This window comes from Rhodococcus sp. RDE2, assembly GCF_020885655.1.
GTDB classification, from domain to species: Bacteria; Actinomycetota; Actinomycetes; order Mycobacteriales; family Mycobacteriaceae; genus Rhodococcus; species Rhodococcus pyridinivorans.
In genome coordinates, this window is record NZ_AP025188.1 from 32,351 (window position 1) to 48,702 (window position 16,352).

Below are 16,352 nucleotides of genomic sequence, written 5' to 3' on the forward strand. Positions count from 1 at the left end.
CCACCCGACGACGGAGGACACTTTGTCGACCGACAATCGAGGAACACTCTTCCCGGATGTAACCGAGCACTACGGGCCGCAACCGACTCCCACCGAAGACACCGACACCGGATCGGTGCACTTCCCGATCCCGGACGAGACGATCGCCGACGCGGCGCTCGCCTCCTCGGACCTCGAACCGGTCGCTGCCGAGACCACCTGGGAATCCGACGACGATGCGGTCATCCAGACCGACCTGGAGCCGATCGGCACTGCTGAGACCCCCGTCGCCGACACTGCACCGGCCCCGCACCCTGACCACGACACCGGCGACGACCCGTATGCCACCGCCCCGGACTGGGTGCGCGCCCACATTCCGCGAGGACCGCTGGTGATCTCGCAGCGCAGCCGTGGGGGACTCAAGTCCGCGATCGGCCGTGCCCGTCCTCCCCGGCCGACTCCGGCCCCCGAGTCGGCCGAGGCCCCCGCCGTGCCGGTCACCGACACCGCTGCCGCTGCTCCGGCGAAGCGGGACGGCGATCGGTCCCGCACCTGGATGCTCGTCGGCGGCGGTGTCGCTGTGCTGGCAGTGGTCTCCGCTGCGGTGGTGACCACGATGACCGGCAGCACCGACGAACCACAGGCGCCGCCGCTGCCGTCCTCTTCGGTGGTGGCCTCGCCCTCGACCACCCCCACCACGACCGAGGCGGTGGCAGCCCCGGCGTGGTGCGCCCCGGTCACCGAGCCGGATCGGATCGTCGGCAACGGCCCCGGCGGACGCGAATCCGGTCCGGCGGTGATCCAGGCGTTCGAGCACGCCTACTACGTCCAGCGCGACGGCAAGGCAGTCGCAGAGCTGATGGTCCTGCCCGGCAACGATATTCAGAGCTTCATCGACGCTGTTCCGGCCGGGACCGAGCACTGCGTGACCGTGCTGCCGACCGAGGACCCCAACCGCTGGTCGGTCGATGTGCTGCTGAAGTTCCCGCCCGTGGGAGACGAAGGCATCCACAAGCAGTGGATCACCACCATGCCCGCCGACGGCGGCGTGAAGATCGCGAACGTGGAGAACCGATGAACAACGTTGTTGCATTGCGTCGCAGCCCGAAAATCGATCAGCCCGAACACCTCTCGGCCATCGTGGTGGCCGGATCCGGGGGAGCGGCCGCGACCACGACCTGCTTCGGCCTGGCCACTGCCCTGCGCCTCGGTGCCGATGTGCAGGTCGCGGCGATCGACGGCACCACCGACGGCGGGAACCTGCTCGCCCGTGTCGGGGTCGAACCGATCGATTCTGCGCGGGCGGTCCGCCAGCTCGGCTCGCGGATGGCTGTCAGTAGTGCCGGGGCGGTGGTCGTCGGTCACGGCGAAGCCACCGACTCGGCCCTGGTGGACAGCCTGCTCGCCGACCGCAGCCTCGCCCGCATCCACGATGTCGGAACGGCGTTGCGCGCACGCCGTGTGGCTCCGTTGATCGAGGCCGGGGCTGCGATCGTCGTCGCGGTGCCGCCCCGTGCCGAACCGCTGGCCCGGATGCGCGGCGCCCTCGACTGGCTGGTGCGCACCTACGGACGCGACGTGCTCTCCCACACGGTGGTGGCGATCTCACACCAGCTCCCGCAGAGCGTGGTCGATCTGACCCCGATCCGCGATGCACTGTCCCCGCTGGTCGCCGGGTTCGTCGAAGTGCCCTTCGATGCGAGCCTGGCTCGCCCCGGCACCGTCGACCATCGCCGCCTGTCGGTCGAGTCGATCGATGCCTGGACCGATGTGCTCGACGCTTTCGGCCGCATCGAGGCCGGCCACCAGGACAACGACACCGCTGATCGGGTCGGGACGGGGGAGCTGGCATGACCGCCAGAGAACGCACCAGTGTCGACGCTCGTATCGAGCCGTACCCGGTTCCGGCTCCCGGACCGGCGGTGTGGTTGCTCGGCGCGCACGGCGGGTCCGGGGTGTCCACCCTGGCCCGGTACTGGAGCTTCGCCGACGACGCGCAGCGTCAGTGGCCGTGCGGGAATGCCCGAGAGATCGAATCGCCCTATGTGGTGGTCGTCTGCCGCGAAACCATCCAGGGTCTGTCCAGCGCCCACGATCTGATCCTCGAACACCGCAACCGCGGCCTGGCCTGCGAGCTGCTCGGGCTGGTGACCGTGGCCAACGCGGCCGGTCCGCCGCCGAAGCAGGTGCGCCAACTGCGTTCGATCGTCACCGGCGCAGTGGCTGCGCACTGGGCGATCGGCTGGCATCGCTTCCTGGCCTCGGCCGCCCGGTCGAGCCTTCCCACCTGGCGTGCCCTCGACGGCGTGCCCATCCAGACCAAGGGAGCGGTCATCGACGTTCCCGAGGACGTGATCGCTGCCGGCGTCGGCATCGTCACAGCACTCCAATCCGCCCTGCCGACCTTGTGGTCGGGGCAGTAATCACCTGCCGACCTTGTGGTCGGTGCAGTCATCACCCGGAGGGACACACTCATGATCCAGACCGTCGTGGACGTTGCGTATCTGGCACAAGGTTCGGTCAACTTCGACATCAACCCGGAAGTGCCTCCGGGCGCGAACGGCCTGCTCAAGCTGCTGAACTGGCTGCTGTGGGGCGTCACGCTCGCCTGCGTGGCAGCCCTGATCTTCTCCGGCGGCAAGTTCGCGTGGGAGAAGTGGCAGCACGGCTCGGGGGACTCACCGAAGATGCTCGTCGGCTCGCTCGTCGGTGCGATCGTGGCGATCTCGGCGAACCAGATCCTCGGCGCCGTCACCTCTGCGGCATAAGGGCGGGGGTTACGCGATGCAGGTATCCGCCCAAGGGGTCGTGCCCCTTCCCGGCGAGGTCGTCGACGGCTTCCAAACGCTGCTCGGTTACGCGGCCGGGATCGTCTTCATCCTGTGCGTGGCCAAAGTGATCTTCGTCGGCGGACGCCTGGCCTGGGACCACAAGCACGGTGCCGGCATCGAATCCCCCACCGCCGCAGAGTTCGTCGCAGCGAACATCGGTGCGATTCTCGCCGGCGGCGTGGCCGCGACCATCGCCACGATCCTGCTGGCCACCGCCCAGGGGCCCCAAGCCCAGCAGATCGGAAGCGGCCATTCCCCGACGGTCATCGACCAGCTCGAACAGATGCGACAGCAACAGCAATCCGGCAACGAGGAGAACGAACGATGATGCGTCGATGGGCGCGAGCAACGGTGGTCGCGATGGCGCTGGCTGCCACCAGCTGCGGAGGAACGCACACCCCCGAGTCCGAGCTGTCGATCACCGATCCACCGCAGATCAACCGGTGGATCACCGTCGGCGGCATCGAGGTGCCGATCGGCACCACCGACGGCCCCAGCAATGGTGAATGGGAACCCTTCGCCGGATTCAGCCACACCCCACAGGGAGCGGCGCTGGCGGCGATCACCCAGTCGGTACAGCTGGCCACCGCCTCCGATCGCACCTGGCCCCAGGTCCTGGCCGGTGTCGCCGCACCCGGCGAAGGCCGCGACCTGTACGCCGCCCACCGGGGGCTGGTGGAGATTTCGGGAACCGACCCCGAGATGGTGCCGACCATCGTCGGCTACACCATCGACGACTACAGCGACACCGCCGCCACCGTCGGGGTCGTGCAGCGCTTCTCCGATGATTCGCTCGCCTCCTCGACCACCCAGGTGGTGTGGATCGACGACGACTGGCGACTGAACCTGCCCAGCGACGACACCACCGCCACCACCATCACCGCTCTCGACGCAGTGCCGTCGGAGCTGGTCGATCTCGAGGAGACCCGCAAGTGACCGAGCAGAACATCACCGACTCGACCCACGAGAAGAACACCCCTTCATTCGACGCAGAGAACGAACGCGCATCGTCGGCCACCAAACTCACCATCGGCTTGGCGGCGGTGGCCCTCATCGTTGTCGTCGGTGTCGTGGTCAGCCTGGTGATGGTCTTCCGCGGTGACGACGCCGAACCGTTGGTCTCTCTCGATCCGACCACCGGCAGTAGCGCCACGGCCCAGGACACGGACGGACTGTTCGAACCGGACCCGGTCTTCGACAAAGCAAACCGTGTCATCTACGTGCCGCTCGACCCGAACGGCGTGATCCTGTCCGAGACCCTCGCCAGCGGGAACCGCCCGGCGAACCAGGCCCCCAGCGGGGTGATGCTCCAGCGCATCCACGGCAACATGGACCTGCCGTTCTCGACGTCCGATGGACCTACCGGGTTCACCGACAACGGTGTCGCCATCGGGTTCTCGCGTACTGCGCAGGGAGCTGCGCTGGCCGCCGCTCATTACGGCGGTTACTTCGCCTCGGGCACAGACCGAACGAACATGCTCGTGGAAGCCGCTCTGCTGTCGGACCCGAATGGTGAGGCGGCTAAGGCCAGTCTGGGCATCCCAGACAGTTCGCCGGCCTCGGCGTTGCCAATGGTCAAAGTTCTGTTCAACCCGGACCTGACGCTCGTGCAATTCGGCCGCCCCGTACAGAAGAGCGACGGTTCGACCGCGATCTCCTACTCGAAGCTTCCTCTGGTCTGGCGTGATGGGTCCGGATGGGTTCTCAAGATCGATCCGGTGGCAATGGGAGAGGGCACCGAACCCATCGACGCGGCCGGGTGGTCGTCGTGGTGGTGAAGCACTTCCTACGCAGTGCTGTCCTCACGCTCCTGGCTCTGTTCGTTGCTCTGTCGGTCGCCACCACGGCATCTGCGCAGGAAACCGACTCGACCGAAGGCACCACGAGCGGGACCTTCGAGGACTACGTAGACGATTCCGCCCCCAGCGGCACGGAAGTCGTCACCGATCTGGTCGCGTGCGCACTACCCACTACTGCCGCGATGTCGGATCTAACCTCATGGGCTAATGACGCTCTGGGAGTCAATCTCCCGACCTGCAAAGAGGGCGTGAGCGGCGCTCTCGATGCAGGCGTGGACATGGCAGAGGAGAAACTCGGCGAAGTTGCTACGGGTGCGGTCGAGAAGACGGCGCTGTGGATCGGCAACGCGGGTGTCGCGGTCCTGAAGTTCGCGCTCGGATGGTGGATCACCGGTACCGAGATGGACGGGGACACCTTCCAGGCCACGGTAGCGACGGTCAACGACTACACCTTCTACATCCAGGTCGCGGCCCTGTCGTTGTCGCTGATCCTGCTCGGCGGCCGGCTGGCACTGGCCCGCTCCGGCGCGATCCGCGACACCTCGGAAGAGGGCCTCAAGCAGATGGGCCGTGCGGCGTTGCTGGCCGGGGGAGCATCGACGCTGATCGTGCTCGGCACCGAACTGTCGGACCGGATTTCGGCCTGGTTCATGGACAGTGCGGTCGGCTCCGACCCGTCCCGCCTGGCCGAAGCGATGGTGACGATCCAGTTGTATGCGGGTCCGGCCGGTGTGGGCCTGCTGTTCCTGATCGGCATCATCGGGATGCTCGGCGGGCTGATGATGGCGTTCTTGATGCTGCTGCGCACCGGCATCCTCGTACTCATGGCAGCGGCGCTGCCGATCGCAGGCGCAGCCGGAGGCACCAAGGTCGGCAGCCAGGCATACGAGAAAATGCTGGCCTGGACGATCGCATTCCTGCTGGTCAAACCGGTCGGGGCGTTCGTGATCGGGGTCTCGGCGATCCTGTTCCTCGAAGCCACCCCGACCATTACCGACCCCGAGAACGGCGACGGGTTCATGGCCCTGTCCGGGGTCATCACCTTGTGTGCCGCGGCGCTGGTGCTGCCCGCCCTGATGCGCCTGATCGTCCCGAACATCGGTGCACTCGGAGGCGGCGGCAGCGGCCTCGCTGCTGCCGCAGGTTTGGTCGGTCTGCTCGGTGGGGGCGCGAAAGCCGCCGGGATGGTCGCCACCGGAGGTGCCAGCGGCGCGGCATCCGGAGCGGGATTCGCTGCGTCGAAGACGAAGGGTGACGACGAGCCACCCGGCGGCGGTGCGGGCGCACAGCCCACCGGCGCACCCGCTGGGTGGGGTACGGCAGGTGGCAACCCCGAAGGCAATCAGCAAGGAACTCCGCAGGGCAGCGGCATGGCTCCCCAAGGCAACGGCGCGGGCACTCCCGGCAGCACTGCTTCGAGTGGTTCCGGCGGTTCCGGCGCGGGCGGGTCCGCTAACACCGGCTCCGATGCGCCTGTGGCGACGGGGGCCGGCCACCAGTTCAACCGAGGGGGCTTCGAACAGTGAGCAACGAGCCGACATTCAACACCTACGGCAACTGGCGCCGACCCCGCAGCACCGGCCTGCTCGGAGCCACCTTCGGCACCTCGATCGCAGGGATCGCCGCCGCAGCCGTCGTCATCATCGCGGGCCTGTTCCTCGGCATGACGGTCGCATTGCTGCTGGCCATCCCGGTGATCGTCTGCTTCATCCCCTTGGTCATCTCCCGTGACGGCCGCTCCGGCTACGAAAGGGCACTGATGCGATTCCAGTTCTGGCGCGGCCGCCGCCGCGGTGAACACGCCTACGCCTCGGGCACGTTCTCCCGCGTTCCCGGGCGGGCCTACCGACTTCCCGGCGTGCTCGGCGACACCGAGCTCTACGAAGGCATCGACTCCGACGGGCGCACCTTCGGCATGATCCACATGCCCAGCCGGGGCGCCTACACCGTCGTCTTCGACGCCTACCCCCAAGGCGCCGAAGCCGTCGATCAGGACGTGATCGACCACTATGTCGGCAACTGGGCACAGTTCCTGTCCGGGGCCGGTGAGACCTCGGACATCCTCGCGGTGGTCACCACCGTCGAGACGCTGCCCGAGACCGGCATCGAGCTGTACGAAACGGTGCACCAGAACACCCGCGCCGATGCCCCGCAGCTGGCCCGCGATGCGGCCTACCAGCTCGCCACCGGCTTGACCTCCGGCGGTATCCGCCTCGCAGCGAGGATCGCGATCACCTTCGAGGCCAAGACCACCGAACGCAAACAGGACCCGTCCGAGCAGGCTGTCGAACTCGGCCGGCGTCTGCCCGCCCTGACGGCGTCGGCAGCACGCTCGGGTGTGCCGTGCTCGCCGATGGATGCCGACGAAATCATGGCGTTTGTGCGCCGCTCCTATGACCCGGCCTCGCTCGTCGATGTCGAAGCCGGCCTGTACTCCGGGGAGGGCACCGGGTTGACCTGGGAGGACTGCGGTCCCCGCAGCGCCCTGGAAAGCCCGGACGGCGGCAAATACGTCCACGACGGTGCGGTGTCGGTGACCTGGGAGATGCGTGAAGCCCCCAGGGGAGCGGTGACCGAACGGGTGCTGCAGCGCCTGTTGGCCCCGAACGAGGCGGTGCCGCTCAAGCGGGTTTCGGTGATCTACCGGCCGCATTCGGCCGGGGAAGCCACCGACATCGCTGACAGCGACTACCGCAACGCGATGGCCGAAGCGCACGGTGGGTCGCTCAAGAACGGATCGATCGGTTCGGCGAAGTCGCAGATCGAGCTGGCGGCCACGGCCCAGGCCCGCATGGAACAGGCCCGCGGTGCCGGGATGGTGCGCTTCGGGGTGCTGGTGACCGTGACCGAACCGGCGGGCAGCTCCGACGTGCCGAAGATCGACGCCCTGGTCGAGGACCTCTCGCGCCAGAGCCGGCTGACGATCCGCCGCTCGTGGTGCTGGCAGGCCGCAGCGTTCGCCGCCTCCCTCGGTGTCGGGGTCATCGCACCCGATCACACCACCATCCCGTCGTTCCTGAGCAACTAGGAGGGAGACGCTGTCATGGGTAAAGCCACGACCTCGACCCGGATCGCGCAAGCCGAGAAGATCGCCAAGACCCTGCTGTCGGACGAGGACCTGTCCGCTCTCGAGGAGCAGGCAGCCTCGGCCACCGGCATCACGAAGGCATGGAAGAAAAGCCTGGTCAACCGCCAGTACAGTCGCCGGGCGACGGTCGAGCGGTTGACCCGGATCAACTCCGACGGCTTCGACCGCCAGCTCGCCGATCTCGACGATCGCGGATTCGACGGTGCCGGTGGGGGCCGGATGTCGACGGTGATGCCGCCGGTCGAATACCGCGGTACCTCGGTGCAGGTCGCCGGGATCTACCCGTGGATCGTCGGGGCGAAGGCTCCGCTGCTGGGCACCCCGCTGGGGCGGCATCTGACCACCGGCGCGGCCGTCGGTTTCGATCCGCTCTACGCCTGGAAGATGAAGGCGATCACCGCCCCGTCCTGTTTCATCTGCGCGCTCAACGGCTTCGGTAAGTCGACGCTGCTGCGCCGGATCGCCCTCGGCGACATTGCGCGAGGCACATTGGTGCTCGTGCCCGGTGACGTCAAGCCGGACCTGCGGGTGCTCACCGAGCAGGTCGGCGGGCAGGTCAGCGAGGTCGGCTACGGCACCGGCGCGATCAACCCGCTCGACCGCGGCCCGATCGGGGATGCGATCGAGCAACTGCCCGCCGGTTCCCTCGAACGGGAAAAGGCCGAGTTCGCGCTGCACGCTCGCCAGCTGAACATGATCTGTGCTCTGCTCGAGATCGTCCGCCGCGGCCCCCTGAAGGACTTCGAGGAAACCTTGCTCGCCTCGGCGATCCGGTTGCTCTACGCCCCGGGCTCGCGATTCGACAACGATCACGCAGCCCGCCTCGAGGACCTGCTGACGCTGATCTCGACCGGCCCCGAGGAGCTGATGGACGATGCGGTGGCCGACACCGAGGACGAATACCGCGGTCAGATCAAGCCACTGCTGCGTTCGCTGCGCGCGTTGGTCAAGGGCAGGTTCGGGGAGACCTTCAACCGGCACAGCACCGTTCGGATCGACATCACCAAGCCGATGGTGGACCTGGACATGTCCTCGGTGCCGCCCGGTGACGAATTGATGCGGGCCGCTGTGCTTCTCGCCGGCTGGAACGAAGCGTTCGCGGCGGTAGAAGCGGCGCACATCCTGGCTGACAACAAGGTGCCCGGAGCGAAGTCGATTGCGGCCCACATCATCTTGGACGAGGTCTGGCAGGTGATCCAGACCGGCAGCTCGGCGGTGGCGCGTCTGGATGCGGTGCAGCGGTTGCAGCGGTCGATGGGCGTGGCGATGACGATGGTCACGCACTCGCTCGCGGACTTCGAGAAGGTCGGGGCGTTGGGCATGATCGAACGCTCCCGCGCCCGGATCGTCGGCCCGGTTCCCGAGGCCGAACTCGACCGGCTCGGCCGGTTCATGAAGTTCTCCCGCGCTGAGCGGGCGATGGTGACCGGTTGGGCCAACGACAGCACCTCCTCGGTGGAGGAGAAGAAGGCGCTGCGCCAGGCACGCCGAAAGAGCGCCGGCGACGACGGCACCGGCGCAGTCGAGAGCACGCGCACCGCCGCCGGTGTCGGGCATTTCCTGCTCAAGCTCGGTGAAGGCGCAACACCGGGCACCCCGTTCAAGGTGTGGGTGCCCCAGGCAGAAAAGGATTCTGGGATTCACGACACCGATGCCCGTTTGCGGGCCGCCGACGAGGACCGAGTCAAGGAGTTCGCAGCATGAGCCGGCGGGAGCGTCGCGGCCGCCGCCGGTACACCCTGGTCGATGACCTCACCCGTGAGGCCGCGATCGAGACGGTCCTTAAGCGTATGAAGGCCGGGGACAGCTTCACCGCAGCTACGCGAGCGGCCGCTGCGCAGCTGGATGTGGCCGAGACGACGGTGCGGGGCTGGGTCAACCGCTCCGGCCGGCGCCCTCGCCGCACCCCGCAGGAAGTCGCCGCGTTGGAAGCGGAGCTGGCACTGGCACGGGAGCTCAACCGCGCTTTGGCGCGCAAGCACGGGGTCGCGGCCGAGGATCTGAGCCTGCGGTGAACGACAAGGGGGGTACCGGCCTGATCGCGCTCATCCTGGCGGTCACGCTCATTCCGTTCTTCCTGATCCTCGTCCTGGTGATGGGAATCCAGGACGAACAGGACCGTCAGAACGGCACGAGTTGTCTTGGACCCGGGACGGGCCTCGGGTCGGGGGACCGGCTCGCCCCGGTGGGGTCGTTCATCAAGCCGGTCGATCCCTCCGCCGTCACCTTCACCTCCGGGTTCGGCCCCCGCTGGGGCACCGAGCATCAGGGCATCGACCTGGCCGGGGCCATCGGCACCCCGATCTACGCCTCGGCCGACGGGGTGGTCCGCAACGCGGGGCCGGCTTCCGGGTTCGGGCAGTGGGTGGTCCTCGATCACGTGCAGGGCGGTCAGCTCATGTCCACCGTGTACGGGCACATCGAGACCTACACCGTCGCTGTCGGGGATCAGGTCCGCGCTGGTCAGCAGATCGCCACGCTCGGGAACCGAGGAGAATCGACCGGCCCGCACCTGCACTGGGAAATCTGGCACGGCGGCTGGGGAGCCTCGGCGGTGGACCCGCTGCCCTACTACGACTCCGCCCCCGCACCGGGCGAGGCGTCGGCCGGGCCGGCTACGCCGATGCCGTCGGCCCCACCGGACGGTGATCTGGCGCAGCCTCTGCCGCCGTCGGCCGGTTCCGAGCAGGGCCTTCAGGTCGATGCCAAGAAGATCGCCCGTGCCCTGCACCTGCGTTTCGGCGACCGCATTTCGAGCATCGGCGGGTGGCGTGCCGACGGCGGCTACGCCACCGACCACACCGAAGGCCGGGCCGTGGATGCGATGATCCCGAACTACCGCTCCGGCGACGGGGTGACTCTGGGCGATGAGATCACCGATTACGTGCTGGCCAACGCGGAGTTCTTCAACGTCGAGTACGTGATCTGGCGGCAGACCTACTACCCCGTGGGCGGTGCCCCGAGTTTGATGGACGACCGCGGCTCGGAAACCCAGAACCACTTCGACCACGTGCACATCACCGTCCGGGGACAGGGCACCGACGAGACCCTGGTGTCGTGGGGGACACTGCCCGGCGGCAGCGGCAACGCCACCACGATGGCGGCGGACTGCCTGATCTCCGGCGTCGGCATCGGTGACAGCCTCGCCGACGGCACCGTGCCGGAGGAGTTCGCGCCGTGGATCGAGCGGGCCGGGTCGATCTGCCCGCAGATCACCCCCTCGCTGCTCGCCGCCCAGCTCGCCGCCGAGAACGGTTTCCGCCACGGAGACTCCGCTCCGGTGTCGGTGACCGGAGCGATGGGACCGGCGCAGTTCATGCCGGGCACCTGGGCGAGCTACGGCCGCGACTACGACGGTGACGGGCGGGTCGATGTGAACAGCATCGGCGATGCCGTCATGGCCCAGGGCCATTACATGTGCACCATCGCCGCCACCATCGACGGCTGGATCGCCGACGGGGTGGTCTCCGCACCGAACGGGCGCACCGAGCTGTATCTGGCCGGATACAACGCCGGCGAAGGCGCTGTCCTGAACTCCGGCGGGTTCCCCACCGGGCACACCGACTACGTGGTCCAGACCCGTCCCTACGCCGACAAAATCATCGCCGCCGAACCGCAGTACCGGGCGATGAGCCACCAGTGAAAGAAGGCAAACCCGTGCAGATCACCCGAGTCACCGTCGCGGCGGCGTGCACCGCGGCCGCCGTCGCCCTGACCGGTTGCGGCAGCGACACCACCACCGGTGACCAGCACGGTCACCAAGGCAGCGACGCCCACGGAGTGATCGAACCGCTCTCGCCGCAGCAGATCGGCGCCAATGACACGGCGATCACCGCGATGCAGATGGTCCTGTCCTGGCAGCCCGCAATCGACGACAGCAAGACCGACGCGCTGATCCGGGCCACGCCGTATCTCGGCGGGGACCTGCTCGCCGTCGCCGAATCCGGCAGCCGTGCCGAGGTGCGCCCGGATGCCGATTGGCAGCAGTGGGCCGCGGCGAAAGACGCCGTGAGCGCGGTGTGCGCCCATTCGGACACCACCCCGGTCGCCCCGGCCGGGATGCGCACCGTGGTCATCGACGTGATTTGCACCCAGACGGTGCTGCACGCCAGCGGGCAGACCACGCGCCTGACCCCGCAGCTGTGGCGCACCACCATCGTCCGCACCGACGACGGGTGGCGTTTGACCGACTTCCGATTCCAGCAATAGAAGGGCACACGAGATGGCGCACACTAGACGGGACCGGCCCCGCACCTCCTCGGGCGCCGACGAGGTGTTCCTCAAGGCGTTTCCCGCCCTGATCGTCGCGGCGTATCTGCCGACGATCGCCTACAACACCGGTGGGGGAGCAGACCCCACCTGGAATCCGATCGGCTTGTTCTTCGCCCTGGGGTTCGGATCGACGAGCTGGCCTTCCGGTGCGACGATCATCCTGGTCGTCGAACTGGTTCTGCTCGCCGCTCTCGCCGGGGCCGGATGGTGGGCGCTGCGCCGGTTCGGGATCATCGACACGGTCCGGGGCAAGCAGTTCGAAAAACGCATCGACGCCCTCGCCAAGACCATGGTCGATCCGCGGGAAGTCGACGAGGCCGACCCGAAGTACCTCGCAGCCTCCACCGACCGGCTCGCTCCCGCCATCTCGCAGACCCATCCCGGCTATCTCGGTATCCCTCTCGGACACACCGTGGTCGGGGATCGCACACTGCGCATGACCTGGGAATTCGTGGCGATCGCGTTCGCCGGCGCCCGCATGGGCAAGTCCGCATCGTTCGCTATCCCCGCGATCTGCCACGCTCCCGGGGCGGCGCTGGTGGCCTCGAACCGCGGCGATGTGTACTCGCACACCGTCGGCATCCGCCGCGAAACGGGGCGGGTGTGGGTGTTCGATCTGCAAGGGGTAAGCACCGGTAACCGACAAGAACGTGCGAGCTTCTGGTTCGACCCGTTGCGCACTGTCACCGACCTGCCTTCTGCTGCGGCGGTGTGCGGCTACTTCATCTCCGCCGCCACCGATGCCGGTGCCCGTGTCGATGCCTACTTCGACGGCAACGCCCGCGACCTGTTCGCCTCCTACATGCTCGCCGCCGCCCTGGCCGGCGGGGACATCCGGCATGTGGTCGAGTGGCTGACCAACACCCAGTCACAGATCCCCCCGGCCGTGCTCGAGCAGTACGGCTACCCGGAGCTGGCCCGCACGATGCGCGGCAAGCAGGCCGTCAACGCCAAACAACGCGACGGCTTCTACGACATGGCCCGCCGCTTCCTCGCTCCGCTCGACGAGCCTCGATATGCCGAAGCGGTCCTGCCGAACCGGCGGGTGGTGATCGGCACCGACCAGTCCGGCAGGGTCACCATCAAAGAAGGTGAGCACGTCCACGACCTGCCGGAGTTCATTTCCGCCGAGTTCGTCACCCGCACCGACACGATGTATGCGCTGTCCAAGGACGGCCCCGGCTCGTCCTCGGCGATCTCGAGTGCCCTGGTCGGGCAGATCCTTACCTGCGCCGAGGAATACTCCGAGCAGCAGGAATCGGAGCGGATGCCGATCCCGCTGACGGCGGTGCTCGACGAGGCCGCCAACATCTGCAAGATCGAAGACCTGCCGCGCTGGTACTCGCACTTCGGTGGCCGCGGCATCATCCTCATCACGTTCTTCCAGTCCCCGTCCCAAGGGGAGAAGGTCTGGGGTCGCGAAGCGTTCAAGTCGATGGTCGATGCGTGCAGCGTGATCTGGTACGGCGGCAATGTCGAAGACGATGCGTTCCTGTCGGGTCTGGTTGATGCCGTCGGCACCCACTACGTCGATACCGAGTCCCGCAGCCGCCCTACCGGCTTCTTTTCCAGCGGTCAGGCGAGTGTGTCGAGCAGCTGGCAGAAGGAAACCATCTTCGAAAAGCGGGACCTGCGGGCGCTGCCGAAAACCCGTGCGCTGGTGACGATCGGTGGCTCCACCCCGATCCTGGTCCGCAAAGCATTCTGGGGGAACTCGCCGTTCGCTGATGCGATCCGTCAGTCGACGAAGGACAGCAAGCAGCTCGGCCCTGCCCAACAGAAAGCGTTGCCGGTGGGGGAGTCCGATCGCCTAGGCAGTGAGGGTCCGCAGCAACCACGCACCGTGGACGCGCCTGTCGTGGATTCCTCCCGCACCACTGCCCTGTTTACGTCCGAGTTCATGTCGAAGGAATGAGCATGGTGAATCTGCCCCGCACGACCGATGATCGCTGGGACACCGGCAACGAGTCCGGAGACGGCACCGCCGACGAGTGGACCCCGGACCAGGCCGCAGCAGTCGACTCAACCGCGGAACCGCAGGAGAAGAAAGAGCCGAAGTACGCGAATGTCATCGACTGGGTGAACGGTTTCTTCCTGCCGGTGATCCGCCGGCGGATCAGTGACAACGACGGCGGCCTGTCCTGGGATGCCCGGTGGTGGGCGTACCCGGAGGTCGTGGCCCGACTGACCGCCCTGCACCAGGCATGGGAGGAAGCACGAGCGTCGGATTCGATGTCCGCGGTGTCCGCGTGGTGGGTACAGCACCTCGAACCCCACCTGAAGGTCATCCTCGACGGCGACACCGGACCGATGGCCAACGCCAAAGCCGACCGCAGCTTCATGGGCTGGCCGGCCATGCCCGCGGACCCGATTCCGTCCGATCTGGTCGACACGATCATCAACCAGTACGGCTAGGAGAAACCGTGGGCATCCACGGTCACGGTGTCCCAGTCGTCCGAGCTTTCGGTCAGCAGTCCTACGTCCCTGAGCTGGGTACGACGCGGTGATCCGGGCAATGAGGGAGCGGTCCTCGGCCGGTACGAGCTGGGTTACGACATACGAAGGAGTGGCATGAAACTATCTTTGCCCGAGCCGGATCTGGCACCGGCCGGGGAGCAGTGGCGTCAGATGATCCGTGACGAACAGCAGCAGTGGCTTGACGAGCGGGGAGTGTCATTGAGCGACGATCAACGGAAGTTGGCGTTCTACCAGGCCGCGGTCGCGGTCGGGGAGCTGCGCGAGCGAGTTGCTCAGTTGTCTGCCGAGCAGGTGCGTGGCGAAGCCCTCGATGCTGTGTCCCGCTACGCACCCCGCAGCCGGTGGTGGTGGGTCCAGCACGCAGCAGTGGTCTTGGCGTTCGTCGCTGTGATCGGATGGTTCTATTTCAACCAGGACACGGTGGTCCTGTGGGAGTACGTCCCGGCCGGGGAAACTGCGGACCTGGTTGCGCAAGCCGTGGGATACGGGCGGTGGGCTACCTGGACGGCGATGGTCGCGGTGCTGGTGTTCGTCCTCGGTCTTGCCGCCGTCATGTGGTTCGGCAAAAGCCCGCTGTTCAAGGAAAAAGCCATCCAATACTGGCGGACGGCTCTGGGAATGGCGCTGTGCGCCCTGTGCACCGGGGTCTTCGTCCTCGCGTGCACGATCTACGCGTTCTACACAGACCTGGCGTAGCAGTATGACGACTGTGGGGGCCACTGTCCGGTGGTCCCCACAGTGCTGTCTTCGGTCAGTACCCGAGCGTTGCTTCGTGACTGTGTTCGACGCCGGTATCAGGGACGAACGCGGCCTCGTTGGTGTGGTCGGGCGTGCGTTCGATGTTGAGCATCTCGGTTACCGATCGGGGGTGACTGCTCACTGCAGCACCGATCGCATCGACCAGTTCCTGACTGAGCTGGTTCAGGTTGACGGGTGAGAGGGGAGGAGCGACCTCGTCGTCACCGTTGACCGGGCCGACTGCGGCGGCCAGACCCCGGCCGGCGGACTCGAGGGCAGCTCCGATTTTGCCCAGGTCACCGCTGCTCGTCGGTGCCGTCTCTGCGATCCGTTCGAGCTGGTCGGACACATCCGCTTCGTTTTCTTCTTCGACTGCGTCGGCCGGGTCGGGCTGCGGGGCAGGGTCGCTGGACGCGTCCGGGTTGGTCTCGGACTTGTCGACGTTCATCTCTACGGTGTCGGAGTCGGCGGTGTGTTCGTCGGTGGTGCGGGCGAGGGATTCGGTCACCGCTGCCGGGACTTGCTCGGTGGGTTCGGCCACTGCGAGGTGCTGTTCGGACAGTTCGGCGAGCTTGTCGAACGACGGCACACTTCGGGCGGTGACGTAGGTCAATGCGACGGCGGCGGCGGCGTCGAAGACGCGGTTGTCGGCGTCCCGGTCGGTGGCCTGCCGCTCGGCGAGGCGGCGGGCGATCTCGTCCGGGGGCATCTGCACCTGCACATATCGCTGCTGCTCTTTCCGGTACTGCTGTGCTCGCAGTGCGTCCAGTCGTGCCGCATTCTCCTGCGCGAGCTGCTCCCATTTGCGGGTGATCTGTGCCTGCGCGCCCACATGCCGGGCTGTTGCTGCTGCTGCCAGAATCTGGACCGTGGTCTGCTCGGCGGGCTGTCCCCGGAATGCGCCGAGAACCTCGGTTCGGTCCTTCGGTGCCGGGGCCGGATGCCCTTGAGCGCGGCGGCCGTCGACTTGGCGAAGAAAGCCGACGAGGTCGGTCACGTCCTGGCTGGCTTGCGCCCTGGCCGGTCGGGGTTGCGGTCTCGCCTGGGCACCGGCCGGGGACCCGTCGAGCGAGTTCGGTGCACTCGCCGCCTCGGTGGGGTGAGCTGCTCGTCCCCGATTGCGCAGGAACCGCCGCTTCTGGTCGTTGTCCGCCATAGTCCTTCTCC

The 16,352-nt window shown here is 67.4% G+C and carries 17 protein-coding genes; 16 read left to right on the plus strand and 1 reads right to left on the minus strand.

From position 1 onward, the window contains the following. Positions 1–22: 22 nt before the first annotated feature. From LPH33_RS26390 to LPH33_RS26465, 16 genes are all read left to right on the plus strand, one after another. Positions 23–1,057 (plus strand): hypothetical protein, encoded by a 1,035-nt coding sequence (locus tag LPH33_RS26390; protein WP_037216263.1) that lies wholly within the window; start codon positions 23–25, stop codon positions 1,055–1,057. Next, positions 1,054–1,833 carry a hypothetical protein gene (locus LPH33_RS26395; protein WP_220667102.1) on the plus strand — a complete coding sequence of 260 codons (780 nt, stop codon included), beginning with the start codon at positions 1,054–1,056 and terminating at the stop codon, positions 1,831–1,833. The genes LPH33_RS26390 and LPH33_RS26395 overlap by 4 nt, the downstream gene beginning before the upstream one ends. Next, entirely contained in the window at positions 1,830–2,402 is a 573-nt protein-coding gene (locus LPH33_RS26400) for a DUF6668 family protein (RefSeq protein ID WP_229568874.1), read from the plus strand. Before LPH33_RS26395 ends, LPH33_RS26400 begins: the two co-directional genes overlap by 4 nt. Positions 2,403–2,453: 51 nt before the next feature. Beyond that, the gene (locus tag LPH33_RS26405; protein WP_072815198.1) at positions 2,454–2,747 is read left to right on the plus strand and encodes a hypothetical protein; all 294 of its coding nucleotides are present in this window, start codon (positions 2,454–2,456) and stop codon (positions 2,745–2,747) included. Between the two features lie 16 nt (positions 2,748–2,763). Then, on the plus strand, positions 2,764–3,138 hold the full coding sequence (locus LPH33_RS26410) for a hypothetical protein (protein WP_229568875.1): 375 nt from the start codon (positions 2,764–2,766) through the stop codon (positions 3,136–3,138). Continuing rightward, entirely contained in the window at positions 3,135–3,746 is a 612-nt protein-coding gene (locus tag LPH33_RS26415; protein ID WP_229568877.1) for a hypothetical protein, read from the plus strand. Before LPH33_RS26410 ends, LPH33_RS26415 begins: the two co-directional genes overlap by 4 nt. Beyond that, a complete protein-coding gene (locus tag LPH33_RS26420) occupies positions 3,743–4,588 on the plus strand; it encodes a hypothetical protein (protein ID WP_229568879.1) in 846 nt (281 codons plus the stop codon). Before LPH33_RS26415 ends, LPH33_RS26420 begins: the two co-directional genes overlap by 4 nt. 299 nt (positions 4,589–4,887) lie before the next feature. Beyond that, positions 4,888–6,135, plus strand: a complete 1,248-nt coding sequence (locus tag LPH33_RS26425) for a hypothetical protein (RefSeq protein ID WP_229568881.1) — start codon at positions 4,888–4,890, stop codon at positions 6,133–6,135. Further along, positions 6,132–7,637, plus strand: coding sequence for an SCO6880 family protein (locus LPH33_RS26430; protein ID WP_229568883.1), 1,506 nt, complete (start codon positions 6,132–6,134; stop codon positions 7,635–7,637). The genes LPH33_RS26425 and LPH33_RS26430 overlap by 4 nt, the downstream gene beginning before the upstream one ends. 15 nt (positions 7,638–7,652) lie before the next feature. After that, the gene (locus LPH33_RS26435; protein ID WP_229568884.1) at positions 7,653–9,401 is read left to right on the plus strand and encodes an ATP-binding protein; all 1,749 of its coding nucleotides are present in this window, start codon (positions 7,653–7,655) and stop codon (positions 9,399–9,401) included. Next, positions 9,398–9,712, plus strand: a complete 315-nt coding sequence (locus LPH33_RS26440; protein WP_229568886.1) for a hypothetical protein — start codon at positions 9,398–9,400, stop codon at positions 9,710–9,712. Before LPH33_RS26435 ends, LPH33_RS26440 begins: the two co-directional genes overlap by 4 nt. Further along, a complete protein-coding gene (locus LPH33_RS26445) occupies positions 9,709–11,340 on the plus strand; it encodes a M23 family metallopeptidase (protein WP_229568887.1) in 1,632 nt (543 codons plus the stop codon). Before LPH33_RS26440 ends, LPH33_RS26445 begins: the two co-directional genes overlap by 4 nt. Before the next feature lie 14 nt (positions 11,341–11,354). Beyond that, entirely contained in the window at positions 11,355–11,906 is a 552-nt protein-coding gene (locus tag LPH33_RS26450; RefSeq protein ID WP_229568888.1) for a hypothetical protein, read from the plus strand. Between the two features lie 13 nt (positions 11,907–11,919). Next, on the plus strand, positions 11,920–13,884 hold the full coding sequence (locus tag LPH33_RS26455) for a type IV secretory system conjugative DNA transfer family protein (protein ID WP_229568785.1): 1,965 nt from the start codon (positions 11,920–11,922) through the stop codon (positions 13,882–13,884). 2 nt (positions 13,885–13,886) lie between these two features. Beyond that, entirely contained in the window at positions 13,887–14,384 is a 498-nt protein-coding gene (locus LPH33_RS26460) for a DUF4913 domain-containing protein (RefSeq protein ID WP_229568786.1), read from the plus strand. A gap of 156 nt (positions 14,385–14,540) precedes the next feature. Further along, the gene (locus tag LPH33_RS26465) at positions 14,541–15,143 is read left to right on the plus strand and encodes a hypothetical protein (protein WP_138846311.1); all 603 of its coding nucleotides are present in this window, start codon (positions 14,541–14,543) and stop codon (positions 15,141–15,143) included. Between the two features lie 55 nt (positions 15,144–15,198). Here the strand turns inward: LPH33_RS26465 and LPH33_RS26470 are convergent, their stop codons facing one another. Continuing rightward, positions 15,199–16,341, minus strand: coding sequence for a hypothetical protein (locus LPH33_RS26470; RefSeq protein ID WP_229568788.1), 1,143 nt, complete (start codon positions 16,339–16,341; stop codon positions 15,199–15,201). Between the last annotated feature and the right edge of the window lie 11 nt (positions 16,342–16,352).